Source organism: Vibrio sp. 10N.261.51.F12 (genome assembly GCF_041471725.1).
GTDB lineage: Bacteria > Pseudomonadota > Gammaproteobacteria > Enterobacterales > Vibrionaceae > Vibrio.
The window spans coordinates 16089-42641 of record NZ_JBFROV010000013.1; the positions used below are offsets into that span (position 1 = coordinate 16089).

At 45.8% G+C, this 26553-nt stretch carries 29 protein-coding genes; 16 read left to right on the forward strand and 13 right to left on the reverse strand.

The annotated features are described in order from the left end of the window. Window positions 1–25: 25 nt before the first annotated feature. The 6 genes from flgG to flgB are packed head-to-tail and all read right to left on the reverse strand — an operon-like array spanning window position 26 to window position 4301. A complete protein-coding gene (flgG, locus tag AB4405_RS07035; RefSeq protein WP_102470882.1) occupies window positions 26–811 on the reverse strand; it encodes a flagellar basal-body rod protein FlgG in 786 nt (261 codons plus the stop codon). A 24-nt stretch (window positions 812–835) separates the two neighbouring features. Then, window positions 836–1567, reverse strand: coding sequence for a flagellar basal body rod protein FlgF (locus tag AB4405_RS07040; protein ID WP_102470881.1), 732 nt, complete (start codon window positions 1565–1567; stop codon window positions 836–838). A gap of 10 nt (window positions 1568–1577) precedes the next feature. Next, window positions 1578–2780, reverse strand: a complete 1203-nt coding sequence (flgE, locus tag AB4405_RS07045) for a flagellar hook protein FlgE (protein ID WP_372060216.1) — start codon at window positions 2778–2780, stop codon at window positions 1578–1580. Window positions 2781–2824: 44 nt separating this feature from the next. Then, a complete protein-coding gene (gene flgD, locus AB4405_RS07050; RefSeq protein WP_372060217.1) occupies window positions 2825–3502 on the reverse strand; it encodes a flagellar hook assembly protein FlgD in 678 nt (225 codons plus the stop codon). Further along, window positions 3502–3936: a flagellar basal body rod protein FlgC gene (gene flgC / locus AB4405_RS07055; protein WP_372060218.1), complete on the reverse strand. Its 435-nt coding sequence runs from the start codon at window positions 3934–3936 to the stop codon at window positions 3502–3504. The genes flgD and flgC overlap by 1 nt, the downstream gene beginning before the upstream one ends. Before the next feature lie 2 nt (window positions 3937–3938). Beyond that, on the reverse strand, window positions 3939–4301 hold the full coding sequence (gene flgB, locus AB4405_RS07060; protein WP_372060219.1) for a flagellar basal body rod protein FlgB: 363 nt from the start codon (window positions 4299–4301) through the stop codon (window positions 3939–3941). A gap of 184 nt (window positions 4302–4485) precedes the next feature. On the opposite strand from flgB, the gene flgA reads away from it, so the two are divergent. The 8 genes from flgA to AB4405_RS07100 all read left to right on the forward strand — a co-directional run bounded on the left by flgA (window position 4486) and on the right by AB4405_RS07100 (window position 10805). Next, a complete protein-coding gene (gene flgA, locus AB4405_RS07065) occupies window positions 4486–5157 on the forward strand; it encodes a flagellar basal body P-ring formation chaperone FlgA (protein ID WP_241903157.1) in 672 nt (223 codons plus the stop codon). Between the two features lie 184 nt (window positions 5158–5341). Beyond that, a complete protein-coding gene (gene flgM / locus AB4405_RS07070) occupies window positions 5342–5623 on the forward strand; it encodes a flagellar biosynthesis anti-sigma factor FlgM (RefSeq protein WP_102470876.1) in 282 nt (93 codons plus the stop codon). 75 nt (window positions 5624–5698) lie between these two features. Continuing rightward, a complete protein-coding gene (gene flgN, locus AB4405_RS07075; protein WP_372060220.1) occupies window positions 5699–6154 on the forward strand; it encodes a flagellar export chaperone FlgN in 456 nt (151 codons plus the stop codon). Beyond that, window positions 6117–6911, forward strand: a complete 795-nt coding sequence (locus AB4405_RS07080) for a lytic transglycosylase domain-containing protein (RefSeq protein WP_372060221.1) — start codon at window positions 6117–6119, stop codon at window positions 6909–6911. Before flgN ends, AB4405_RS07080 begins: the two co-directional genes overlap by 38 nt. Window positions 6912–7005: 94 nt before the next feature. Then, complete coding sequence (locus AB4405_RS07085) at window positions 7006–7887, forward strand: DMT family transporter (RefSeq protein ID WP_372060222.1); 882 nt, start codon at window positions 7006–7008, stop codon at window positions 7885–7887. Between the two features lie 129 nt (window positions 7888–8016). Continuing rightward, window positions 8017–8415, forward strand: coding sequence for a PPC domain-containing DNA-binding protein (locus AB4405_RS07090; protein WP_372060223.1), 399 nt, complete (start codon window positions 8017–8019; stop codon window positions 8413–8415). A gap of 312 nt (window positions 8416–8727) precedes the next feature. After that, window positions 8728–9999, forward strand: a complete 1272-nt coding sequence (locus AB4405_RS07095; RefSeq protein WP_372060224.1) for an NRAMP family divalent metal transporter — start codon at window positions 8728–8730, stop codon at window positions 9997–9999. A 206-nt stretch (window positions 10000–10205) separates the two neighbouring features. Continuing rightward, window positions 10206–10805 carry a beta-phosphoglucomutase family hydrolase gene (locus tag AB4405_RS07100; protein ID WP_372060225.1) on the forward strand — a complete coding sequence of 200 codons (600 nt, stop codon included), beginning with the start codon at window positions 10206–10208 and terminating at the stop codon, window positions 10803–10805. A 21-nt stretch (window positions 10806–10826) separates the two neighbouring features. Here the strand turns inward: AB4405_RS07100 and AB4405_RS07105 are convergent, their stop codons facing one another. After that, a complete protein-coding gene (locus AB4405_RS07105) occupies window positions 10827–12104 on the reverse strand; it encodes a mechanosensitive ion channel family protein (protein WP_372060226.1) in 1278 nt (425 codons plus the stop codon). Window positions 12105–12344: 240 nt separating this feature from the next. Here AB4405_RS07105 and pdxY point away from each other — a divergent pair, with 240 nt between their 5' ends. Further along, window positions 12345–13199, forward strand: coding sequence for a pyridoxal kinase PdxY (gene pdxY / locus AB4405_RS07110; protein ID WP_372060227.1), 855 nt, complete (start codon window positions 12345–12347; stop codon window positions 13197–13199). A 75-nt stretch (window positions 13200–13274) separates the two neighbouring features. Here the strand turns inward: pdxY and AB4405_RS07115 are convergent, their stop codons facing one another. The 3 genes from AB4405_RS07115 to ftnA form a co-directional block, all read right to left on the reverse strand. Further along, on the reverse strand, window positions 13275–14477 hold the full coding sequence (locus tag AB4405_RS07115) for an NAD(P)/FAD-dependent oxidoreductase (protein ID WP_102470868.1): 1203 nt from the start codon (window positions 14475–14477) through the stop codon (window positions 13275–13277). Window positions 14478–14700: 223 nt separating this feature from the next. After that, the gene (gene uspB, locus AB4405_RS07120; RefSeq protein WP_102470867.1) at window positions 14701–15024 is read right to left on the reverse strand and encodes a universal stress protein UspB; all 324 of its coding nucleotides are present in this window, start codon (window positions 15022–15024) and stop codon (window positions 14701–14703) included. 72 nt (window positions 15025–15096) lie between these two features. Further along, window positions 15097–15624 (reverse strand): non-heme ferritin, encoded by a 528-nt coding sequence (ftnA, locus tag AB4405_RS07125; protein WP_102470866.1) that lies wholly within the window; start codon window positions 15622–15624, stop codon window positions 15097–15099. 278 nt (window positions 15625–15902) lie between these two features. Here ftnA and AB4405_RS07130 point away from each other — a divergent pair, with 278 nt between their 5' ends. Together AB4405_RS07130 and AB4405_RS07135 are read left to right on the forward strand one after the other, a co-directional pair. Continuing rightward, window positions 15903–16328, forward strand: a complete 426-nt coding sequence (locus AB4405_RS07130) for a universal stress protein (protein WP_372060228.1) — start codon at window positions 15903–15905, stop codon at window positions 16326–16328. Window positions 16329–16435: 107 nt separating this feature from the next. Next, a complete protein-coding gene (locus tag AB4405_RS07135; protein ID WP_372060229.1) occupies window positions 16436–17317 on the forward strand; it encodes a carboxylate/amino acid/amine transporter in 882 nt (293 codons plus the stop codon). Between the two features lie 26 nt (window positions 17318–17343). Here the strand turns inward: AB4405_RS07135 and AB4405_RS07140 are convergent, their stop codons facing one another. Then, complete coding sequence (locus tag AB4405_RS07140; RefSeq protein WP_372060230.1) at window positions 17344–17841, reverse strand: hypothetical protein; 498 nt, start codon at window positions 17839–17841, stop codon at window positions 17344–17346. Window positions 17842–17999: 158 nt separating this feature from the next. Further along, window positions 18000–18779 (reverse strand): class I SAM-dependent methyltransferase, encoded by a 780-nt coding sequence (locus AB4405_RS07145; protein WP_102470862.1) that lies wholly within the window; start codon window positions 18777–18779, stop codon window positions 18000–18002. A gap of 157 nt (window positions 18780–18936) precedes the next feature. On the opposite strand from AB4405_RS07145, the gene asnC reads away from it, so the two are divergent. Beyond that, entirely contained in the window at window positions 18937–19398 is a 462-nt protein-coding gene (gene asnC, locus AB4405_RS07150) for a transcriptional regulator AsnC (RefSeq protein ID WP_102470861.1), read from the forward strand. Window positions 19399–19530: 132 nt separating this feature from the next. Here the strand turns inward: asnC and prlC are convergent, their stop codons facing one another. After that, a complete protein-coding gene (gene prlC, locus AB4405_RS07155; protein WP_372060231.1) occupies window positions 19531–21573 on the reverse strand; it encodes an oligopeptidase A in 2043 nt (680 codons plus the stop codon). A 237-nt stretch (window positions 21574–21810) separates the two neighbouring features. Here prlC and AB4405_RS07160 point away from each other — a divergent pair, with 237 nt between their 5' ends. The 4 genes from AB4405_RS07160 to AB4405_RS07175 all read left to right on the forward strand — a co-directional run bounded on the left by AB4405_RS07160 (window position 21811) and on the right by AB4405_RS07175 (window position 26532). Then, window positions 21811–22650: a 23S rRNA (adenine(2030)-N(6))-methyltransferase RlmJ gene (locus AB4405_RS07160; RefSeq protein WP_372060232.1), complete on the forward strand. Its 840-nt coding sequence runs from the start codon at window positions 21811–21813 to the stop codon at window positions 22648–22650. A gap of 212 nt (window positions 22651–22862) precedes the next feature. Then, entirely contained in the window at window positions 22863–23561 is a 699-nt protein-coding gene (locus tag AB4405_RS07165) for a glutathione S-transferase family protein (RefSeq protein WP_372060233.1), read from the forward strand. A gap of 315 nt (window positions 23562–23876) precedes the next feature. Beyond that, window positions 23877–25232, forward strand: coding sequence for a glutathione-disulfide reductase (gene gorA, locus AB4405_RS07170; protein ID WP_102470857.1), 1356 nt, complete (start codon window positions 23877–23879; stop codon window positions 25230–25232). Between the two features lie 286 nt (window positions 25233–25518). Then, on the forward strand, window positions 25519–26532 hold the full coding sequence (locus AB4405_RS07175) for an acyltransferase (RefSeq protein WP_372060234.1): 1014 nt from the start codon (window positions 25519–25521) through the stop codon (window positions 26530–26532). The last annotated feature ends 21 nt before the right edge of the window (window positions 26533–26553 follow it).

Sequence of the window (26553 nt, forward strand, 5' to 3'; positions counted from 1 at the left end):
AAATCCTTACGCATGATGCGACTACTTAAATGGCTTGAGCAACAAACTTGAGCATGTCATCGGCGGCAGAGACGACCTTGGCATTCATCTCGTAGGCACGCTGAGTGGTGATCATATCGACCATTTCCTCCACCACTTGCACATTAGAACCTTCCAGAGCACCCTGCTTAATACTGCCCGCGCCTTCTTCTCCCGGTATCAGCTCTTCGGCCTGACCACTCGCCTCCGTTTCTTTAAATAAGTTCCCGCCCACCGCTTCAAGTCCGGCTGGGTTAATGAATTTCGCCAATGATATTTGACCTAAATCTTGTGGCACTGTGCTGTCTGCGGTAGTCGCGGTTACTGTGCCATCGACCCCAACAGATAAACTCAGTGCGTTGTCAGGCAACTGCACTTGTGGCTCCAGTGGGAGGCCCTGACTGTTCACCATCAACCCCTCAGAGTTGACATGAAACTGGCCATTTCGGGTATACATGATCTGCCCATCGGAGTTTTCAATTTGGAAAAAACCCTGCCCCATAACCGCGAGATCAAGTTCTTGTCCCGTGTTTTGCGCGCTGCCTTGTGTAAAGACTTTCTGCGTGCCCACGACACGAACCCCACTACCAAGTTGTACGCCCGTTGGCAGTTGATTGACTTGATCTACTTGTGCGCCCGGTTGACGTTGAATGCTGTAGAACAAATCCTCGAAGACCACTCGATCTCGTTTAAAGCCCACGGTATTCACGTTGGCTAGATTGTTTGAGATGGCTGACATCTTGGTGTCTTGCGCCGCCATACCAGTCTTACTGATCCATAGTGCTGAATGCATTGTGTTGCTCCTTTGCCGTGCGCGTTAACGCGCACTCATTAATTTATTGCCTGCTTGTGCCAGTGTTTCTGCCGTTTTCATCATGCGGATTTGCATCTCAAAATTTCGAGTGAGTGACATGACACTAAGCAGCTCATCAATAGCGGATACGTTACTGGCTTCAATATGCTCAGGGGCAAGATTAACGGTCGCATCGGCGGCAAACGGAGCCCCCGTATTACTGTGCAGTAAGCTGTCGCTTTCTTTTTGCAGCTGTGTCGGATCAGGTTTTACCAACTTCAGTTGCCCAACCTCGACCTCAGCATTACCACCGGGTGGGATAATGGCAACCCGGCCGCGCTCACTGATTTCCACTTTTTGATAGTCAGGCAACACCATCGGCCCGTTGTCACCCACAACGGCAAAGCCGTTGATGCTCATCGCCCCCAGCTCATCGACCTTGATATTCCCGGCTCGGGTGTAGGCCTCATCACCGGCAGGCGTTTGCACGGTAAAGAAACCATCGCCCATCACCGCGACATCCAAGGCTCGACTGGTTTTCACGATGTCACCCGCATCAAAACGGGTTGCCGCTGAATTGGTCACTACCATGGTGCGACCATCAAAACCAGAACCGGAAAGCGGCACGCTTTTTACCCGTTCCATGTCGGCCCGAAAACCCGCAGTGTCGGCATTCGACAAGTTATTGGAACGAACATGCTGCGCCTTAAGTACGCGGCTTGCGCCCGTTGTTGCAGTAAATAGTAAGCTGTCCATGCTCGAATCCTTACACTGCGTTGAACAGGGCTTGTGTCAGCTTATCGGAGGTCGAAATCGTCTTAGCATTAGCTTGATAATTACGCTGCGCGGTCATCAAATTCACTAGTTCAGACGTCAGGTCCACATTGGATCCTTCTAACGCGCCTGGCGTTAAGTCACCCAGAACCCCCGTCCCCGGAGTCCCCATCACTGGCGCACCAGAGCCGTAGCTTTGTGTCCAAGCAGTGCCATTGGTTTTCGCCAAACCTTGTGGGTTAGCAAAGTTAGCCAAGACCACTTGACCTTGAAGTTGTGATTGACCATTGGTGTAGGTCGCAAACACCATCCCATTGTCTTCCACGCGCACACCCGCCAGTTCACCCGAGGTATAGCCATTCGGGCTATTGGTGCTCACACCAAATGCGGCGCCAAACTGAGTGCTGCCCGCCAAACTGATATCGATACTCATGTTGTTGGCACCGGCAGCCGGGAAGGCAACGTTAAAGCTGCCTGTCGGAGAGGCCAATGTACCATCGGTGTCAAAGGTCACGTTTTGGGTTGTTGCGGCCGGGGTCGTCGCCGAGCCATCGACTTCAACATTCACCTGCCATGTATTGTCGGCTGTCTTGGTAAAATACTGCGTAACCGTATGTGGGTTGCCCAACGAATCATGTACTTTGGTGGTGTAAGAGGAATTAAATGAACTAGGATCGGTTGAATCAAACGGTGTTACCGCTTGGTCAATAACCTTTGAGCTGGCATCAAAGTTGGCAACAAAATCCAGTTTATCGGTTGCTTGAGCGGCCAATGACGACGTGCTGATTTTCACATCCCCCACCGAACCCGTCAGTAAGTTGTTTTTGCCATCCACGTTATAACCTTGCAGCTTTGCCCCTGTGTTGCCGACGACATAGTTTTCTTTATCCGTACCAAACACCCCTGCGCGGGTATACAAGGTCTGCCCCATGTGGTCTTTAGTCACAAAGAACCCGTTACCATTAATCGCTAAATCCATGGAACGTCCCGTTCCAGAAACCGAGCCGTTTTTATCAAAATTTTGAGAGATAGCGGCAACTTCAACCCCACCCGCTTGCATACCGTTATAGACCGCAGAAAACTCGGTTCTCGCTTCTTTAAAACCATACGTCGATGCGTTAGCAATATTGTGGCTAATCGTGTTCAGTTGTGTGTTGGTGGCGTCCAGGCCACTTAATGCGATATCAAAGCTCATGATGTCCTCTTCTTGGTATTTTGTGTGATGTACTCAACAAGGCGCTAGGCACCAAACTGGCTGATCTGATAAAAAGGCACGCTACCGACACCGGTAATATTGACCAGTGCTGCGCCACCTGTGCTTGGGATACGAACCTGCTCTACCTCACCGGCAAGCAAAAGATTCGGCGAGGTCTGTCCCTCTTGAACTTCCACTGACACTCGGTAGTTGCCTGGCTTCAAGCCGTGCTCTTCAGGGTCAAGGGAGAACTCAACATCACCGGCGGCATGGGCGCCAAGTGGCACGGTCGTCTTCTGCCCAAACTCATCTTCGACAATTAGGTTTACTTGGTTTGATGAATGAGCAAGCTCAATTTTCCCATTCTGAGCAGTCTCACCCATCTCAAACTCATTGCTGCTGACATACACGGTTTGTCCGACTAAGCCTGCCGTTGATAGCACCTGCATATTGTCGAGGAGCACCATACTGTTCTGCATCAGTGACGACATGTTTTCAGTACTTTGAACCTGCGAGAACTGCGCAAGCTGACTAACATATTCAGTGCCATCTAACGGGTTTAAGGGATCTTGATTTTGTATCTGTGCGACCATCAAGGTGATGAATTCATTTTGCAGTGCGCTACTGCCATTCATGTCTTGCGGGTTGGCCGAAACACCTGCATCGGTTTGTGCCGGCAACGGGGTATCGCTCGACAGTGCACTAAACTGAGCAATACTCATTAGCGACCCTCCCCTAAACGCAATAACCCTTGCTGCATACTTTTCACGTTAGCGAGTACCTCGACATTGGTCTCAAAGCTACGAGTCGCTGACATCATGTCAGCCATCTCTGTCACCACATCAATACCTGGGTAATACACATAGCCTTCTTGGTTCGCTAATGGGTTACTGGGTTCAAAACGCTGCTCGGCTTGTGATTGACTTTGCACCACGTCCACGATTCGCACCTCGGCATTGGGATACAATGCTTGCTCGGCCGAGAATTGGGATTTGTTGTACACCGTCGCAAAAACGGGCTTGAGTGCTTTATAGGCATCGTCTGGGTTTGCAGAGACAGCATCCGCGTTGGCTAAGTTACTGGCGACAGTATTGAGCCGCACAGTTTGCGCCGTCATCGCCGACCCCGCGATAGAATAGATATCCGTAAATGACATGATTAACGTCCTTCAATTGCTTTTGCCAAGCCACTCAACTTCATATTGAGAAACGTTAGGCTGGTTTGAAAATCCATGTTGTTTTGCGCGAACTTGGCCTGCTCAACACCCAATTCCACCGTATTGCCATCTTTGCTGTTTTGGTAAGGCATCGAATACTGAGACTCAACCATGAGTTGAGGTACGTTAGACGACACGCCATTCGGCGTTATTTGCCCCATCACGGCCTTAAAGCTAAGGTCTCTGGCTAGGTATCCAGGGGTGTCAACATTTGCTAAGTTACTAGCCAAGACCTTGGTACGCTGAACCCGAAAGTCGAGAGCATTAGGATGAACCCCTAGTGCATTTTCAAAGCTGATTGCCATCTCACATTCCTTTCCTTCGGCAAAGTACCGAGAGACGTTACAATTTACATGCCATAAATTTAATTCATTAAAAACAATGCATTACAACAACAAAAGGAAGTCGAACTTCCGTTTATCGGAAGTGTTCACCATGATATGGAAGAAACTAGGAAGCATAATTTTGATACTGTTGAGCCATTCTGTCATGGCCCAACAATCACAAACCATGACGGCGAAAAGTATCACTCAAGACGTTGAGAAGTCGGTGAAAGATGAACTGTCACTGCTCGCAAGTCAGCAACAATGGGGCGAGTTTGAAGCCACTCTCGTGACCTTAGTTCCAGACTCAGTAAAACACCTTGAGCGTTGTTTACAGCCTCTATCAATTACAGGTCGCGATAATCATTATTTCCCCGTTGGCCACCTAAAACGCAGTGTCACTTGCCAAGACGGCCAGAATGATTGGCGCATCAACACGACGGTACGTGTCACGTTGTCGTTGCCTGTGGTGGTGGCAGCAAAAACCTTAAATCGCCACGACAACATCACCTTTAAAGATGTCAAACTCGAGCAACGCTCAATCACTCGAGATATGCCGTTTATTGTTCGTCTTGACCAAGTCATAGGGAAGAATGTGAATAGGCGTCTACGTTCTGGGCAACTCATCAATGCACGCTTTATTAGCACCCCGCCGCTAGTGGAAAAGGGTAACGAGGTGATCATGGTCGCCACCTCTGGGAAGTTCAGCGCCAGCACCCGAGGACTCGCAATGGAAACAGGGGGAAAAGGAGAGCAAATTCGAGTGCAAAATTTGAAATCAAAAAAAATAATTCGCGCCGTCGTGACAGGATTAAATCAAGTTCAAACCCAGTTTTGAGTGCCGCATAGCCAACATAAATATTGGGCTCAAGGTATCAGATTTCATCTTATGGCCTCGTCAACACATCACGTTGTGCTGTACAAAAAAAAGAGGCGTACCCACATTTAATGATCCTCCCATGTTTGTCGCCCTATATCGTTAACAATCGATACCGTTAACAGCATGTGACAGGAGATGTGCAATGAAAATCGACAAGGTAGCGGGTGGGCATGTTCCACAAACGGCGCTTAAGCAGCCCAATACGTCCGCAACAGAAGCGCCCAGTCGTCAATCCATCAATGCCGCTGCATTCAATGCTAATACGGTCGCTCTGGATACCGCTCAAGCTGAGCTATCCCAACTGCCCGATGTCGACATGGCCAAGGTTGAGCAGGTTCGCAATGCATTGAAAAATGGTGACCTCTCTTTGGACGTTCAAGCCCTCTCTCAGGCGGTGATGCGCTTTCATACGGGGCACGACTAACGATTAATGGCAAGCACGTCGACAATAGAACAGATGACAAAGTGAACGTAAAGCGTTGAGAATAATGAGGATTCCATGACAGTAACAAAAAGTGAATTGGTGCAGAATTTTGTGGTTTCCATCTCGGATGACATTAGGCTTTATCACAAATTACTTGCACTTTTGCAGCACCAAAAAGCTTTATATCTCAAATTGGATGGCAATGCGCTCAATAAAAACATTGAGCAGCAACTTCCAGTTTTGAAACAATTAAGCCGCGGCGCGACCACTCGTACTATGTGCTTGCAACAACTGCAATTGCCGAGCTCTGAGGTAGGAGTGAAAGCATTAACACAGGCGCTGCCCGTTAAGTTACAAGCACATGTCGTCAAGCAATGGTCAGTATTAGAAGCTTTAATTAAGCAGTGTCAGCGTTGTAACCATGATAACGGACAAAGCTCTGCGGCCTTTCATGAGTTGCTGGGAGAATTGACAGGCAAAGCCCCGAACACATATGAAGAACAAGCTGTCTATGGTGAGTATGCCCGTTAACTCGTGCCTGCAAGACCAACCGTTAGGTCGCCACACGATTAGAGTGGTGACCATAGCAGTGCTTTCTCTGCTATTCATGTTTAGCAGTACAAGTTTCGCGATTAGCTCACAACAATCCACCATCAGTCAAAGTGCGATCACGCCTCACCTCGAGATATTAAAGCCTTATCAAGCCGCTATTCTCAATAAACTCGACACGTTCAGCCCTTTAATTAACGACCTCTTCAAGCAGCTTACTCATCATTCGTTACCGGAAAGTCTAATCTTGATACCCATGCTCGAGTCTTCCTATAACCCGAAAGCTGTATCCGCCGCGAATGCGGCTGGTCTTTGGCAGCTGATCCCTGCCACGGCAACGCGTTTTGGATTGACGGTCAATGACCATAAGGATGAACGCTTTGATATTGAGGCCAGTACGTCTGCTGCCTTAAAGTACTTAGACTTTCTCTATCGTAAATTTGATGGCGATATCAATCTAACGTTAGCCGCTTACAATGCCGGAGAAGGTCGTGTTCAGCGGGCAGTGAATCGGGCAGGCACTCGACAATTTGACCACTTAATTTTACCCAGCGAGACTCGCCAATATGTATTACGTTATCACGCGCTGTTAACGCTGGTCGATCTGGATAAATTAAAGCAACCAGGTACAACAACGCAGGAAACATTTACCCCGTTATTCTTATTTGGACAACACTCAGCAAAGCAACAAGCCTCACTCATCGACCTTACCCCTCTGCCGGCATTAATTTCATTGTGACCCTTATCTAGTTACCAAAACTCTTGCTTTGCAGAATGCTTTTCGCTGGTAAGATGCTGGCATCTTTACTCCGTTTACCGTGTGCTACCTCCTCATGCAAAATGAACGAAAAGCTCTACTCTTTGCTTTATCCGCTGTCCTACTTTGGTCGACGGTTGCAACCGCATTCAAGCTCACCTTGGAAGAGTTCACGCCTGCTCAAATGGTCTTTGTCGCCTCTCTGGTTTCTGCCATTGCGCTCGTGATTGTGTGCGGGGCTCAAGGCACACTAAAACAAATCAAAACGACGTTTATTTCCAATCCTTGGTACTACGTATTGCTTGGGCTGATCAATCCGTTTGCTTATTACCTCATTTTGTTTAAAGCCTATGAATTACTGCCCGCCTCCCAGGCGCAACCCATTAATTACAGCTGGGCGATAACCTTAACCTTAATGGCTGCCGTATTTTTGAAGCAGAAAATCCGAGGCCAAGATTGGATTGCGTGCTTATTAGGCTACTTCGGTGTGGTTGTTATTGCCACAAAAGGCGATGTGCTAGGGCTGCAATTTGATAGCCCGTTGGGTGTCGGTCTTGCTCTTATTTCTACCCTGCTCTGGGCAAGCTATTGGATTCTAAATACCAAGAACACGGCTGACCCAGTGATTGGGGTTTTGCTGGGCTTCTTAGTTGCATTGCCCTTGGCATTTGGCGTCGCAATTTTTGAGGGCGCTTCTTGGGGCGGTATCAGCACGCAAGGTTGGCTCGCCGTGACTTATGTGGGTTTGTTTGAGATGGGCATTACGTTTGTCTTGTGGCTCAGCGCTCTTAAGCTCACACAAAATACGGCGCGCATCAGCAACTTAATCTTTGCTTCGCCATTCATATCTCTCATGCTCCTTGCTTATGTGATTGGAGAAGAGATTCACCCGTCAACACTGGTGGGCTTGGTGTTGATTGTCATTGGCTTAGTGGTGCAGCAGATTAAACGTCGCTAGGTTTTAGCATTTTATTTGCCTCAATAAGGCCGAGTTTAAGGTGGTCATTGAGGCAATGACACCTCATCGCGAAATGATACGAATAGAATGCTGTTTTTATTGAAGAGCACATAAGGTTAAAACATCTACATGAATGACACGATTGCGATTCGCTTAACAAAAGGCCAAGACCTAAAGCTGGCCATCCAGTCGCTGGTCACCGAACATAATATTAAAGCGGGAAGTGTTGCGTCATGTGTCGGATGTCTTCAGTCGATTCATATTCGCCTTGCCGGCGCCACTCAGTCCATCATGATGCAAGCACCCTTTGAGATCGTTTCCCTGATGGCCACGCTTACTCCTTGTCATCAACATATTCATATTGCGGTGGCCGATGCCCAAGGAAAAGTGATCGGTGGCCACTTGCTCGAAGGCAGTCTCGTTGATACCACTGCAGAGCTTATCCTCCATCGATATCCTGACCTTCATTTTAGTCGAGAACATGACCAGACCACGGGCTATACCGAATTGGTGATAACACAGATTTAGACCCAATATAATTACCTGTTATTCACTCACAACGCGCCTATTCCAACGACAAATTTTATTCACTGTTTTAACGAAAAATCCCTTCTTTTTATGTGACTGTATTATTGAAAATTAATACAAATAACCAGACATCACTAATAAATCAGTTCTTAACTCCAATCGCTCATTTTTAAATCAACTCGATTGATTGCATATTGCTGTCAGTCCTGTAGAAAAAGAGCGATAGCAAAATAAATTTTTCGCGAAGTGTACATATTTTTGAACGCGAATAACTAAACCCTCATGGATAATAATTACAAAGGAATTTTAAATATGGAGAGTTCCATCTCGTCACCTGCCACTACACGTGCCGGATTGAGTCAATTAATTCGCTCCCTTGGCCCTGGTATTATGATGGCCGCTGCCGCCGTAGGAGGATCACATCTGGTTGCCTCAACCAAAGCTGGCGCCATTTATGGCTGGCAGTTAGCTGCTCTGATTTTGCTGGTCAACCTTCTTAAATATCCATTTTTTCGAGCCGGCATCCAGTACACCATGGGAACAGGCGATAGCCTTATTCAGGGTTATGCTAATCTAGGTCGTGGTTATTTGTGGGTTTTTACGATACTCAGCGTCATTTCAGGCATCATTAATACCGCAGCATTACTGCTATTTAGTGCTAGCTTACTTGGGTATTTTTTACCCTTTGAATTACCGCTCGTCGCCTTATGCGGCATTGTTTTAGCTACGTGCCTTGCTATCTTGTTTGCGGGTCATTATCGCGCCCTCGATACCCTGTCAAAGGTCATCATGGCCGTGTTAACGGTTGCAACGGTCACCGCGGTTTGCATCGCTATCTCAAATGGCAGTGCCGCGCCAGCCGACTACCAAGCCCCGTCGCCATGGACCATTGCTTCTATTGGTTTCATTGTCGTGACCATGGGCTGGATGCCAGCCCCTATTGAGATCTCAAGCCTAACGTCGATGTGGCTAAAAACCCAATGTAAGAAACAAACCGTAACGCCAGAGTCGGCATTGTTTGATTTTAATGTTGGCTATATTGGCACCGCCTTACTTGCCATTGTTTTCTTGGCACTTGGGGCGCTCGTGATTCACGGGTCTGGCACTGAGCTGTCGGCATCGGGCGTTGGCTTCTCTCATCAGCTCGTCAGCATGTACGCATCAACCATTGGTGAATGGTCTCGCTACCTCATTGCTGTGATTGCCTTTTTCTGTATTTTTGGTAGCACCATTACCGTTATCGATGGCTATTCTCGTGCCATCGCAGAATCGCAGCGCTTGCTGCAAAATAAAACGGTAGAGAATCCCAAACACTTTCAGGCGTGGGTGGTTATTGTCGCAGTAGCGGCTATTTCGATTATTGCGTTTTTTGCTTCTGCATTAATGCCTATGCTTAACTTTGCTATGATCCTCGCATTTGTTACGACGCCAGTATTCGCGCTTTTGAACTACATATTGGTGTCACGAACTCAGCTTCCAGCCGCCCTACAATTGGGGACTAAGCTCAAAGTGCTTTCGTGGGTCGGCCTCACTTACCTATTTGGCTTCCTAGCTATTTTCATCTGGTGGAAATGGCTGATGTAATGCCTTAAAAACAAATGTATTAATAAAAGCCGAGCAAATTGCTCGGCTTTTTTTGACGCCATCGTTTTTTCCAGGCCACCAGTATTGATCTCTCTAAATAGAATGGGACAATAGCTCACTTCTCCTAGTTCATCGCATTGCTATCAGTTCTGAGACTAGACGCACTCAATGAACAACCTGTAATGACATGATTTAAGGTGCTTTTCATGCTTAATCTAGATAAATACCAAGGCATCATTTTTGATCTCGACGGCACACTGGTCAATTCAATGGTGGCCCACGCAGAGGCTTGGGAAGCAACCTGTCAGGCATTTGATATTCCCTATGATAAAGAGTGGCTTGACCAATTAGGGGGGATGCCTTCAAGAAAAGTGACGCTGGAAATCCTCAAACGCTACACGCTTGATTTAGACGCCCAAGCGATTACCAAACATAAAGTTGAGGTTTTTGAAAGGATTGAGCATAAAGGCGACATTATTCCAACGATCTACAAGATCCTGAAAGAAAATTACAAAAATAAACCAATCGGCATTGGTACTGGTGCGCAATACAAGCACGCAAAAGAGATACTTGATACCACCGATATTCTCAGTATGGTGCAGGCTTTGGTGACCTCTGATGACGTCGACAACCACAAACCCAATCCTGATACCTTTGAAAAAGTCGCCCAGCAACTCTCCCTTGCAGCCTCAGATTGTGTGGTATTTGAAGATACTCTGATCGGCCGTCAGGCCGCTAACAGGGCTGGTATGGACTGCTACTTAGTTGCTCAAGGGGAGATTGTTGATTTTTATCCTGCTATTTAGGAATAACTCACGTCCACGTTATCACTTCAGTTCTTTACTGACCCCGCTCTTTTCATAATGAATGTCATTGCCGGCCAATCGTTGAAAAGGGCGCAAGCCAAACAACGGCATTATCGAATATATATGGTCAAACAGATCAGATTGGATATCCTCATACTGCGCCCAATCAACAATATTCGTAAAGCCATAGATCTCAAGAGGAAGGCCTTCCGGTGTCGGTTGCAACTGTCGAACCATGAGTAACATATATTGATGGATGTCTTTATTAGCGCGCAAGTACGCATTCAAATACGCTCGAAACAATCCAACATTCGTAAATTGGCGAGAATTCCCAATGATATCGTCTTGTTTAAGGTTTTCGTTATAACTCTCTAATTCTTTCGATTTTTCATAAATATGCTGACGCAATAAACATATCTTAGTTAAGTCTTTTACTTCTTCATGAGACATAAATCGGATTGACGTAACGTCCAAGTTAACGGAACGGGTAATACGCCGCCCGCCCGACTCCGACATTCCTTGCCAATTGATGAACGCATTTTGAACCAGCGCGTAAGCAGGCAACATACTGACGGTGTTGTCGAAATTCCGCACTTTGATCGTCGTCAGTGAGATTTCTTCAACGGTACCATTTGCGCCAAATGAATCCATCTGGATCCAATCATTAAGGCTTACCATCCGGTTTGCAGACAGTTGGATACCCGCCACAAATCCCAAAATAGTATCTTTGAATACCAACATCACAAAACCAGTCGCGACACCAAGTCCGGAAAACAATAGAACGGGCGCTTCGTTCGCAAGAACGGAAATAGAAACAATTAGGCCAATGAAAAACGTAAACAGCTTTATGAGTTGAACAAAACTTTTGACGGGCATTCGACGCGCGATGCCATTTTGAGTCGCTAGGTCGTTAAGAGCATCAAGGAATGAGAAAATCATCCAAATAATAAGCACAAGGATGGTAATGGCTAGAAATCGGTCAACAATAGCCGTCAATACTTCAAAATGACCAATCGCGATAGGGACAAACAGATTCAAGACGAGCACTGGCGTGAGTAATGATATTTTTCCCAGGACATCATTTTTATAAAGGCTGGTTGCAAATGGTTTGTTCACTCTCTCAAGCACGTTATTACACAATCGAATAATCAAGTGATGCACGAATACATAACTAAGCACAGCCACAACAATACTGATCGCAACAAGTATCACTGTTGTGGACACACCATAAACATCGTTATCTGGCAGAACACCGCTCAGCTTATTGACAACAAAATCACGAAAAGGGTGTCCTAACAAATAATCATCCTCAACGGGTGGGCAAACTTTAACAAGATGAATGACTTAATCTAAGTCGCTATGAGTGAACGTTATACCTAATAAGACTAGACGAACTTGCCTCAGTACGCTGTTGTTGTTCCAATATTTTCTCAATCAGAAGGTTCATAGCGGTAATATTCGTAAGGTAAAAGCTTGTTTGAATGCGGTTTCAGATCCATATTAGAGAGATAACCTATAATTCGACGATCAGGAGTCACAATGAAGGGCGTTATTTCTATTCAATCTCATGTTGTATATGGTCATGCTGGAAATAGCTCAGCCGTTTTTCCATTACAGCGTATGGGTTTTGAGGTCTGGCCTATTCATACTGTCCAATTCTCTAACCATACACAGTATCAACAAGGTTGGACTGGACAAGCCTTTTCCGCTGAAGACATCTCAGCACTGATGAACGGTATTGATAATATTGGGCAGCTGGTAAATTGCGAGGCTGTTTTATCGGGTTATCAAGGAAGCTCAGAACAGTGCCTTGCGGTGATAGAAGCGGTCAACAAAGTCAAAGCGCAAAACCCAAACGCATTGTATATCTGCGACCCTGTGATGGGTTCTCCTGAAAAGGGATGCATTGTACCTGCAGGGACAACCGAGCACCTCGTTAAGCGTGTGATGCCAATGGCTGATGTCATTGTGCCGAACCAATTTGAACTAAGCCAGTTTACCAACATGGAAATTAACAGCCTCGATGATGCAGCAAGCGCTTGTCGCCAGGCATTGACACTCGGACCTAAGATGGTACTAGTGAAACACTTACACAGTGTGTCTAATGAGCAATTCACTATGATGCTCGCAACAGAGCAAGGTTGTTTCATCGCTCAGCGTCCTCACCTTGATTTTGACAAACAACCGGTCGGTGTTGGCGATCTTATTTCCGCATTGTTTACTGGTGGTTTATTAAAAGGTTGGACCCCAGAACAAGCATTTGAACATGCGAACAATGCCAGTTATGCCGTGTTGAAAGAAACACAAAAACGCACTGAATGGGAGCTGCAAACGATAGCAGCACAGCAAGAGTTAGTCTCGCCGGAAGAGTGCTTTCCAATACAGAAGATTTAATGGGAACGCAGAAATAAACTGCTGTGACTGAGCAGTTTATTTCTTGTATGACTTTTACTTATTATTCCTAAACACTTAAACGTGTTGGCCCGCCACAAACCCAGATGACCAGCACCATTGGAAGTTATACCCACCTAGCCAGCCGGTAACATCCATGACCTCGCCGATAAAGTACAACCCAGGAACCGATTTGCATGCCATGGTTTTAGACGATAGATGATCGGTATTCACCCCCCCTAATGTGACCTCAGCAGTACGATACCCCTCCGTGCCATTGGGGGCTATTTTCCATTGTTCTAGCTGACGTGTAATAGCCGTCATATCTTTAGGGTTCAGCTGTTTTAATGGCTTATCCACCAACACTTTTCTTTCAATCAACACCTCTACTAATCGCTTGGGTAGCACTCGAGCTAGGGTGTTCTTTAGGCTTTGGTTGGGATGACTTTCACGTGTCGATGTCAGTAAGTCGTTGACATCAGCATCAGGAACAAGGTTGACAGTAAGCGGTTGACCCGGCTTCCAAAATGAAGATATTTGTAATACTGATGGTCCTGATAGACCGCGATGCGTAAACAACAAGGCCTCTTTAAAAACGGTGCCATCGAGGGCTGTAATTTCAGCAGGAATGGCAATACCAGACAGCTCTGCGAAATCTTCTTTGTCTTCTTTGTGTAGCGTAAATGGCACCAAACCGGCAGTGGTTGCGATCACCTCTAAACCAAACTGCTCCGCCACTTTGTAACCAAACGGGCTTGCTCCAAGTTTAGGCATCGACAAACCACCGGTTGCAATCACCAACGAGTCACACTCAATCACTTTATTTCCTGCATTCGCACTATCCGCATGCAAGGAAAAGCCATCCTCAGTTTGAGCTATCGAATGAATCTCTGTTTGATACTGAAAATCGATGGTCGGCTGATCACATTCGCTGAGTAGCATTTTTACAATGTCTTTGGCTGAATCTAGGCAAAACAATTGGCCGTGATCGCGCTCTTCAAATTCGATACCGTACTTACTCACCAACGAGATAAAATCCCAATGGGTATATTGCGATAAAGCCGACTTAACGAAGTGTTCGTTTTGACATAGGAAATTACTCGGTGTCACATCGTAGTTGGTAAAATTGCATTTACCACCACCAGAGATGAGAATTTTCCGACCTGGCTTTTTAGCATGATCCAGCACAAGTACACGACGACCACGCTTTCCTGCTTCCGCTGCGCACATCAAACCAGCAGCGCCAGCGCCAATCACAACCACATCAAATTTATTGCTCATATCTACACTCTACCGACACACAAAAAATAGAATCAACAAAAAAGGATGTGCCAAAGCACATCCTTATCTCTTATTGCTCGCCATTGTAGCGAGTCTTTCTGGTATTGCAATCTTTCACGATTCCCCGGCCCAAACAGACCTCGGTGCAAAAAGCCATTGCACAAAATATGATTCCGCTTAGTTCACGTCTTGGCTCGCTTTAAAGCCTACCATGACGTGTTCACTACAATAAAATTGCTGCGAACAATGACACGCCAACCAACGCACACGACAGGACAAATAGCTCTCGCACGCGATTGCATTTAGAAATAAATATTTCGTCATGATGATGGTAGTATTCCTTAGTTTTGAGATAGGAATACAAGCGGACCTGCTTGGTCATGTTGCCATGTGTTGTGAAAAAACCACGTCCATCTACTTGCTGGTAAAGTAATGGGTGTGCCTCTCGCATAACAAATATGAGTGAGCGTAGTGCACTCAAATACCTCGCCATGTTAACCGAAGTAATGAGCATTAATGCTAATAGAATAGTGTCGCCACTGATCATCTTTCCCTCCCTACATCTTCCAAGAATGCCTAAGAGAAAAAGACGACCAATCGACTTTATATCCCGCTGAGGTTACTCAGCTGAGGCACCCATAATGGAAGAAGAACCTTCTTTTGCTAACGTTGCTAAATCTTTGTCGATGAAGAACAAAGCTTGCCCATTCTCACCAACCAGTTCTAGCTTATCTAAAATCCCTTTAAACAGTTTCTCTTCTTCGTGTTGCTCAGCAACATACCACTGAAGAAAATTAAACGTTGAGTAATCTTGGGCTGTGAAAGCAACATGAGCGAGCTTGTTGATTTGCTCTGTAATCATTTGCTCATGTTCATACGTCTCACGGAAGACATCACCTAAACTGGTAAAGGTATGTTTAGGGGCAGCAATAGAACCTAAAATTGGTAGCGCTCCAGTTTCACTTACGTAAGTAAAAAGACGCTGCATATGCTCCATCTCTTCTACAGCATGCTTACGCAAAAATTCCGCTGCTCCGTCAAATCCTTTGTCTTCACACCAAGCACTCATTTGTAAGTATAGGTTGGATGAGAAAAATTCGAGGTTTATTTGCTCATTTAGATGTTCAACCATTGCTTCTGAAAGCATGCTCTACTCCTAGTTTGGTAGCTTCAATTAACGCCACTATAACATAACATTTCTTGGAGTATTGCTTCATCCATCGACTCTTACTACTGAGTGATACTCTGTGTTCTTATTTTTATTTTAGAAAACTTGAGCGATTTTGCTCACATTTTCTTGTCTTGATGTTGAGAAAATACTCGGGAGTTCATTACGTCACGACAATGAATTGGGATCATTCCTACACATTTTTAATCGATAAAATGCTATGTTTTTATTAGAACTTACGTCAGGAGGAGTACGTGATGAGTTATAAACATATCTTGGTCGCATTGGATCTCTCAGAAGAAAGCAAGTTGCTCATAGATAAAGCCGTATCCCTAGCCAAGCCACTCGATGCTCAGGTATCTTTTATTCATATTGATGTGAATTACGCTGAACTTTATACGGGTTTGATTGATCTCAATATGGCTGAAACTCAGCATCAAGCCATGGAAGCATCCATGAGCCAGTTAAAAGCGTTTGCCGCTTACGCTAACTACCCAATCAAACATTCATTAGTTGGTAGTGGTGACCTCAGCAATGAACTGAGAGACACCATCGGGGAGTTCAGCGTCGACCTAGTCGTCTGTGGGCATCATCAGGATTTTTGGAGCAAGATTTTGTCGTCAACACGACAGTTAATCAACACCACACCAGTCGACCTACTCGTCGTTCCCATAAAAGATTAAGTCCACCACCGAAGGCTTCCGATAGGAGGCCTTTCTTATCCGCCCACTTACGTTGTTTTATGGTGATATAATCATCATCCCATTCAAACCATCCCTTATTTATTGCTATGAGTTACCTTTATTCCGTTACCCTTCTTTGGGCATTTTCATTTAGTTTGATCGGCGTCTATCTCGCCGGTCAGGTTGATTCTTGGTTTTCTGTACTGATGCGTGTTGTACTGGCCGCCGTTGTCTTTTTACCGTTCACTAAGTTTAAACAAGTTCCAAAGCGACTCATGGTGAAGCTCATGGCGATCGGGGGAATTCAACTGGGGTTAATGTACTGCTTTTATTATCAGTCATTTTTACTGCTCTCCGTCCCAGAAGTCTTATTATTTACGGTGTTCACTCCCATCTACGTCACCCTATTTTATGACCTCCTCAAAGGCCGTTTTTCACCGTGGTTCCTAGTGACAGCGGTTATTGCCGTTTGTGGTGCGGCGTTTATCAAGTTTGCCGGCGTGAACGAAAACTTTTTGTTTGGTTTTTTGGTCGTACAGGGCGCGAACCTTTGCTTTGCTATCGGGCAAGTGAGCTACAAATATGTCATGGAGCATGAGCCAACGAAGCTGCCGCAGCATTCCGTTTTTGGGTATTTTTATCTTGGTGCCACCGTGGTGGCAGGCATTGCTTTTATGCTCTTTGGTAGCCTTGATAAGCTGCCAACAACGGCGACGCAATGGGGTATTTTGATTTACTTAGGCACGATTGCCTCGGGACTTGGTTACTTTATCTGGAATAAGGGGGCGTGCTCTGTGAATGCAGGCGCATTAGCGGTGATGAATAACTTGTTGGTACCCGCCGGGTTGATTGTCAATATTGTGATTTGGAACCGCGATGTCGATATTCCAAAATTACTCATTGGTGGTGGGATTATTTTATTGTCATTGGTCGTGAATGAACTGTGGGTCAAACCTCGAGCCGAAGCTCAATACCGTAATCAATCTTAGGCGATGGATTACGGCTTAATGTGCCATTAGTGCAGCTGTTCTGGCTGCACTTTTTCTAACTGCTTATCTGCCACGACTTCAGCAAGATGGTATTTTTGCTCAAGCTTACTTTGTTTACGTGCCAACTTTTGGCTTTTACGTATAATTTTCTGCAGCTTTTTCTGCATTTTGGTTTGTTTCTTCAGGGCCTTACTTGCTCGCTTCAGCGCCTTCTTATTGAGTGATTCTGGCTCATGGAACATCACAACTTGTGCTTCTGGCTGCTTCTCCAAGACGGTTTGTTTAGGGATAATTCCCTCTGGTTTGATGCTCTCGAGCAATAGCCCACATTTGATTTTTTCTTCAACGGGTTTTTCTTGGCAACTCACCGGTGGAATAGCAGCAGGCTTACAAAGTGTTGAGCGGTCAGAAGAAGAGCGAGAGCATGAACGACACAGAAATTTGGGTTCGGCGACAAGGCGATGGATATCACCTAGGTTCGCACTGATCTCATGACGATTAAATTTACACAGGCGCTTGGCCATACAACCCTCCAACTAACAGTTACGCTCAATTACTTTACGTTTTCATCAAAACGAATAGTAATGATTCTTAGTTAGATATACATCCAATTAGCACTCGTTACAAGTAACTTACGTACGTTACATGGAGAATTTGAGTAACAAAATAAGGGTGACTTGGCTTAACTCATTGATGCATTAACATAAACATCAAAACGATTTTTTTTCGTCTCAATAGCCATTGTCGGTTTTTTCTCATCGAGCCAATTGGCATAGTCCGGACGCTTAACCACAACACGCTTTTTAGCCAGGCATAATGCCGGAGCTAATAAACCATCGGCGTCCATATCTGCGCCGACTAAAGATTGAAAAACACGCATCTCTTTTTTTACTAGCGCGCTTTTTTTCTTACTCTCTGGATGAGGATACATCGGGTCTAAATACACGACGTCTGGCTGCTCAAAATCGGCGTCATCCGCCAACTGTTGCAGCGCATCTAAGCTAGAAGCGTGAATCAGAGTCATGCGCTCTGACACCCAAGCACCGATCTCTGGGTCTTGCTTTGCTCTGGCAAGACCATCATCTAATAAGGCGGCCACAACAGGGTGTCTTTCAACCATTTGAACCTTGCAACCTAATGACGCCAGAACGAACGCGTCGCGGCCCAACCCTGCTGTACCATCAAGAACAACGGGCGTTGCCCCTTTGTTGAGACCCGCAGCTTTCGCTATGGCTTGCCCTTTCCCACCGCCAAACTTACGACGATGCGCCACCGCTCCACTCGCCAAATCAACGAAAATGGCACCAAGCTTTGGTTCATCCAATTTACGTAATTCGAGTCGATCTTCCGTAAGTACCAAGGCAAACTCACTGTCGTCAGAGGCGTCTAATCCCCAGCGTTGTGCCAGCTGGTTCAATTCGCTTTGACGAGGGGTATGTTCACAGATAAGTTGGATGTGCAAGGTCAGCTCCGAAAGGTCTTAGATAACGAGGCAAGTGTACATGAAGTCGATCGCTCTACCAATAAGCGTGATCCACTCGCAGACGACTCCAACATTTTAGTGCTAAGCTCTACAGCCTATTTTGCTCTCGATGACCGACAACGATTAAGGACTCAATATGCACAGCGTCAATGGGTTAGATGACCTCGATAAGGCAATTCTGAAAACACTGATGGAAGACGCTCGCCGCCCATATGCGGAAATGGCTAAGAATTTTGACGTAAGTCCCGCGACTATCCACGTTCGTATTGAGAAAATGAAAGCCGCTGGCATTATTGAAGGCACCGAGGTTGTCGTCAATACTAAGAAGTTAGGGTATGACGTGTGCTGTTTTATCGGTATAAATCTGTACGCGGCTCGTGATTACCACTCAGCTTTGGAAAAGCTCGACGCTCTCGATGAGGTCGTTGAGGCCTATTACACCACTGGGGCGTACAACATTTTCGTCAAGCTAATGTGTCGTTCTATTGAAGAACTACAACACGTACTGATCAATAAACTACAAGCAATCAATGAAGTGCAATCGACGGAAACCCTGATCTCTTTGCAAAATCCGATTAGCCGAAATGTTGATCCTTAAGCGCTAACGTATGTTTAGTTGTGGTTGGCTTGATCTCTAAAAAGCCACAATACAGACAGACAATGGGTTCAATACCTTGCTCGCATAAAAAAGCCTCTCATTTGAGAGGCTTCATGTTTTTAGCGAACCGGTTTAAGCACTGATACCGGAGTGGCGTAATAGCGCATCGATTTGTGGCTCACGACCACGGAAGCGTTTAAACAGCTCCATCGGCTCTTCACTGCCGCCCATCTCAAGAATATTGTTCAAGAAGCTTTGGCCCGTTTCTTTGTTAAAAATACCTTCTTCTTCGAATCGAGAATAAGCATCGGATGACAGGACTTCAGCCCATAAGTAACTGTAGTAACCCGCGCTGTAGCCACCAGCAAAGATATGGCTAAAGCTATGAGAGAAACGGTTCCACTCTAAGCTTGGCAATACGCCCACTTTTGATTTCACGTTTGCTAAGGTTTCTAGGACACGTGCACCAATTTCTGGGTCATATTCTGTGTGCAGAGTGAAATCAAATAGGCCAAACTCAAGCTGACGAAGGATAAACATGGCTGACTGGAAGTTCTTAGCCGCCAGCATCTTATCAAGCATCTCTTTAGGCAGTGGTTCGCCTGTTTCAAAATGACCGGAAATAAATGCCAACGCTTCCTCTTCCCAACACCAGTTCTCTAGGAATTGGCTTGGTAGTTCTACCGCGTCCCAAGGCACACCATTGATACCAGACACCGCACCGGTTTCAATTTTCGTCAGCATATGATGGATACCGTGACCGGTTTCGTGGAATAACGTCACGACTTCATCATGGGTAAACAGAGCCGGTTTATCACCAACAGGCTTATTAAAGTTACATGTTAGATAGGCAACGGGGGTCTGCAACTCACCCGATAAATCGGTGCGGCGCACTCGACACTCGTCCATCCAAGCACCGCCACGCTTATGCTCACGCGCATAAAGATCAAGATAAAAACTACCACGTAATGTATTTGATGCATCGAAGATGTCAAAGAAACGCACAGAATCATGCCAGGTATCCACCCCTTCTCGTTCGGTAATGTTCATACCAAAGACACGATTTAAGACCTCAAACAAACCACTGACCACTTTCGCTTCAGGGAAGTAAGGGCGCAATTCTTCATCGGAGAACTTGAACAAGTTTTGTTTTTGCTTCTCGCTGTAGTAAGCGATATCCCATAAGTTCAGCTGAGTTACGCCGCATTCTTTCTCAGCAAACTGACGCAACTCTTCAACTTCGCGCTCACCTTGCGGCTTCGCTTTAATCGCTAGGTCATTAAGGAAACCCAATACTTGTCCTGGGTTTTCCGCCATTTTTGTCGATAGGGATTTTTCGCTGAACGAGTTAAAACCAAGCAAACGAGCAATCTCATGACGCAGTTTTAACTGCTCAGAAATAATCTCTGTATTATCCCACTGGCCCGCGGTTGGACCACGATCCGATGCTCGCGTTACATAGGCTTCATACAACTCTTTACGCAGCGCTTCGTTATCACAGTAAGTCATCACTGGCAGGTAAGAAGGAATATCAAGCGTCAATAGATAACCATCCAGCTCTTTAGCTTCCGCGGAGGCTTGTGCCGCTGCCAACGCTGACTCCGGCATGCCTACTAGCTCAGTCACATCGGTCACATGCTTATTCCAACCCATGGTGGCGTCGAGCACGTTGTTTGAGAACTGAGAGCCCAGCTCAGACATGCGCTTGCTGATTTCACCATAGCGATGCTGTTCGTCGGCAGGCAGACCAATACCCGACAATTCAAAATCACGTAATGAATCTTGGATTGTTTTCTTTTGTGCCTGAGTCAGTGTTTGATACTCATCACTGGCTTTAATGGTTTTGTACGCGTCGTACAGCCCTTTGTGCTGGCCAACCCAAGTGCCATATTCGGACAAAATCGGCAGGCAGCTTTCATAGGCATCACGTAACTCATCGCTGTTCATCACTGAGTTCATATGACTCACCGGAGACCAAATGCGGCTCAAACGATCGTCAATTTCATCAATCGGTGCAATGATCGTATCCCACGTTGGCGAGTCGTTTTCAGTCAGCACTTGATCGATCTTTTGACGGCATGCCTCGATAGCTTGCTCAACCGCCGGTTTAACGTGTTCTGGCTTAATTTGTGAAAAAGGAGGTAAGTCAGTAAAGCTGATTAACGGATTAGACATGCAGCATCCCTTTTGAATAGATTGGGTTCCTTCACCTTGTCTCGTCCCTTAACGAGCGAGATAAGTGAGCGTAATTAATAGATAAATGTAGGCAATGATCGAAAAAATCAATGGCTGCTGGCGATTCGCATACCATAGTGTGATTTTAATGATGCACAGTTTTCTCGCCCTTATCTGGGTATCATCGGCAGATAGGGTTATAATCCGTCCATTCGACCATTTAAGTGAGTCTTCATTTTGCTGAGCTATCGACACAGTTTTCACGCGGGCAACCATGCCGACGTCGTCAAACACATAGTACAAAGTCTTATCCTTAATTCTCTAAAAAACAAGGAAAAGCCGTTCGTTTATCACGATACCCATTCTGGCGTAGGTCGCTACGATCTCACCCATGAATGGTCGGAAAAGACTGGGGAATACAAACAAGGTATTGCGCGCATTTGGGGCAATAACGATATCCCTGAAGACATGGCGTCTTACATTAAGTCTATTACTGAACTCAATAACGACGACACACTACGCTATTACCCAGGCTCACCAAGAGTGGCTCGTGCGCACCTTCGTCCACAAGATAGAATGCTACTTACTGAGCTTCATCCTAGCGACTTCCCATTGCTTGAACAGGAGTTTCACCGAGACCGTCAGGTAAAAATCTTCAAAGAAGATGGCTTTCAGCGCCTTAAAGGTAGCCTTCCCCCTGTTGAGCGACGCGGTTTAGTCTTAATCGACCCACCGTATGAGCTAGCCAAGGAATACCGCGATGTAGTGACCGCCATTGCCCAAAGTCATAAGCGCTGGGCGACAGGCACGTATGCCATTTGGTACCCGGTGGTTAATCGCTTGGATATTGAAGATATGATCGACGGTCTTGAAGGCCTTGGCATTCGTAAAATACTACAGATTGAATTAGGTGTGTCCCCTGATACCAATGAGCGTGGCATGACAGCGTCGGGAATGATCGTTGTGAACCCACCCTGGACACTCGAGCAACAGATGAAAACCATCTTGCCGTACTTGAAAGAAAAAATTGCTCCTGCCACTGGCCATTTCAAGGTGGAATGGATCGTACCAGAGTAATAGTTCAATCGTTCTATCACGAATATATCGGAAACCGTGCTGTGACCTCGTGTCGGCACGGTTTTTCTTTTTCATGATCTTTTTTTCATTATTTTCCCAATAAGCGTCGTCTTTTTTCTGGCCCCTTCGTCTTATAGGTGTAAGTCGCTCAATGAGCTTCAATCACTAACCTTGCTTGATTTGATAAGCACTCGACGAAAGAGATAACCACTATGATTAAAGTGATCAGTTTTAAAATTTGCCCATTTGTTCAACGCGTCACAGCCGCACTAGCAACAAAAAACATTCCCTACGAGATTGAATATATTGACTTAAAAAACAAGCCCGAGTGGTTTCTTGATATCTCACCAAACGGTCAGGTCCCGGTATTAGTAACGGAATCGGGTACGGCGTTGTTTGAATCTGATGCCATCATTGAATACATCGAAGACGAATTTGGCCCAATAGAGCAAAACGTCTCCAATGAACAGCGCGCTTTAGATCGTGCTTGGAGTTACCTAGGGTCTAAAAACTACCTCCCACAATGCGGCACCATGGGCAGTAAAGACAAAACCACGTTTGAAACACGCACAGAAAAGTTGCTGGCGGCATTCAAAAAAGCTGAAAAACAGCTTTCTGGGGACACAACATTCTTTAAGTCTGACGCACTCAGTAACGTTGATATTGCTTGGTTACCACTGCTGCATCGTGCTGCCATTGTAAAAGCGCATTCAGGGTATGATTTTTTCTGTGGCTTGCCAAAAATGCAGACATGGCAACAAAACATGCTGGCAACGGGGCTAGTTGAAAAAACGGTTGCCGATGACTTTGTTTCGCTATTCAGCGATTTTTATCTGACCAATACCTATCTCGCCGATGGTAAAGATGTACAAGCTCAAAGTGGTTGTGGAACAACGAGCTGTTGTGGTTGATTTGACCCTGTTACGTAAGCCAAAATCTGCTCGTAGGTTTCTAGGCAAACTCTAGAACGTTTGCTTTGCACTTGATGCCCCTAACCAGGGGGCTTCAAGTGCAAAAGATAAACCTCGCGAGCCGCATCTAGGGATTAATCGTTATTACTCATAAGCAAAGCCACTTTTTCCCATTGGCTAAAGTTGTTAGACTCGATTTATGATAGGGATAGCGATTCTTTAACAAAACATTGCCATAACATTGAGTTCAACTATGCTCACCCCAATGTATTTGTTATCAATAATCATAAAATTAATCAGCTCTCGGAGAACGTAATGGCGACTCATTTTGACTATATCTGTATTGGCGGTGGTAGCGGCGGTATTGCATCGGCAAACCGTGCATCAATGTACGGTGCTAAAGTTGCGCTAATTGAAGCACAAGACCTTGGTGGCACCTGTGTCAACGTCGGTTGTGTGCCGAAGAAAGTCATGTGGCATGGCGCCCAAGTCGCAGAAGCGATGAACCTGTATGCGGAAGACTATGGGTTTGATGTTGAAGTCAAAGGCTTCGACTGGAGCAAGTTGGTTGAAAATCGTCAAGCCTATATCGGTCGTATTCATCAATCTTACGACCGCGTATTAGGTAACAACAAAGTCAATGTCATTAAAGGCTTTGCCAAGTTCGTTGATGCAAAAACGGTTGAAGTGAACGGCGAACACTATACAGCCGATCACATTCTTATTGCCGTTGGTGGCCGCCCAAGTATCCCAAACATTCCAGGAGCAGAACACGGCATAGATTCAAATGGTTTCTTTGAACTCAATGAACAGCCAAAACGTGTCGCGGTGATTGGCGCGGGTTACATTGCGGTTGAAATCGCTGGCGTACTGCATGCCCTAGGCACAGAAACCCACCTATTTTGCCGTAAAGAGTCACCACTTCGTAGCTTTGATCCAATGATCATCGAGACCCTAGTTGAGGTGATGAATACCGAAGGCCCAACACTTCACACCCATTCGGTTCCAAAAGAGGTGGTGAAAGAAGCGGATGGCAGCCTAACTCTGCATCTAGAAAATGGTAACACGCAAAACGTTGATCAACTTATTTGGGCTATCGGTCGTCACCCAGCAACCGATGCCATTAACCTAAGTGCTACCGGTGTTGAGACCAACGATCGCGGCTACATCAAGGTCGACGAATACCAAACCACTAACATTGAAGGCATTCATTGTGTCGGCGATATCATGGAAGGCGGTATCGAGCTCACTCCAGTGGCTGTAAAAGCCGGTCGTCAGTTGTCTGAGCGTTTGTTCAACAATAAGCCTGACGCAAAAATGGACTACGACTTAGTGGCAACGGTTGTATTTAGTCACCCACCAATCGGTACGATTGGCCTAACGACTCAAGAAGCCGAAGAGAAGTACGGCAAAGACAACGTTAAGGTCTACACATCTGGCTTCACGGCAATGTACACCGCAGTCACTAAGCACCGTCAGCCATGTAAGATGAAGCTGGTTTGCGCTGGTCCAGAAGAGACGGTTGTTGGCCTTCATGGTATCGGTTTTACCGTAGATGAAATGATCCAAGGCTTCGCAGTTGCAATGAAGATGGGCGCAACCAAGGCTGATTTCGATGCCGTTGTAGCGATTCACCCTACCGGATCTGAAGAATTTGTTACTATGAGATAACGCTTCTCTTCACGAACAAAACCGAAAGCTCGACATTATTGTCGGGCTTTTTTTCATCTCAACCGACGTTTCTACGCCATACTTTTCCTCTGTCGTTAAATCAATGGCAAAAAGATTACGTTTTTTTGAATTCAAATAATCGTGTGCCGCTCATACCCCGTTCATTATTTCGGGGCAATTTGATTGTTATCTATTTATTTATTTAACAACATATTTTCATTTCACTGCACTGATTAACTATAATCCAAGTTACAATCCTTCTTCCTTATCTTGTAGTGAGCTCGGAATGAAAAAACACGTATTCTTCTTTGATGTAATGCGATGTGTTGCCGCACTTGCGGTCATCATTATCCATGCACTGGGCCCTTATCGTCACGAATTAGGGCAAATCCCAATGGGAGATTGGATGACCGCCATTACGTTTAATGGCTTTAGTCGTTGGGCTGTACCGGTGTTCATTTTGATTACAGGTGCATTAATGCTCAGTGATCAACGTCCGTTTAACTTGAAGTATTATCTTTCTCGCAGGCTCGGCAAGGTACTCATTCCCTTCCTTGCTTGGTCGTTATTTTATGCGTATTTATCTGGCTGGACGATCACTGGATTTGACGCCGGTACGGTGAAAGACGTGTTAGCGGAGAGTTATCATCATTCAACGTACTATCACCTTGGCTTTTTCTATTACTTTATCCCTTTATATGCCGCAATTCCTTTCCTGCAAATCTTAGTTCGTCGTTATGACGATACGGCCTTGTATGCACTCACTGGGGTGTGGTTGCTCACTACTTTGTTATTCTTAATGCGGATTGATGGACCTTGGAGCGAACAGTTTTGGCTTTATATGGGACTGTTACCGTTAGGCTACATCTTATTCCAGAAGCTACCTATTAATAACACCACGGTGATGATAGCGCTGATTCTTGGATTAGGGGGGATGGCGTTAGGGACATACATGGTGATAGAGAACAGCATTGCGGCTGATCGTTACTCGGTTGGACGCTGGTTTTCCTACAAAACCACCAATACCATTTTTGCTGCTAGCATGATTTTTGTGTTGGCAAAAGCCTATGCTGACCGTATCACAGGGACATTCAAAACGGTTGTGAGCTTTATTAGTCAACACAGCCTAGGGATTTACATTCTTCATCCACTCTTTTTGTGGCCAATGAATGAGCTAGCACTGCATCAACGCCACCCCATCATAATGATTCCATTATGGGTTGCAATCAGTGGCAGCTGTGCCTTATTCACCAGTTGGTTGCTCTCTCGCAGCACGAAAACACGTTGGCTACTGCCATAAGGCTTGATGGGCTTTCTGCTG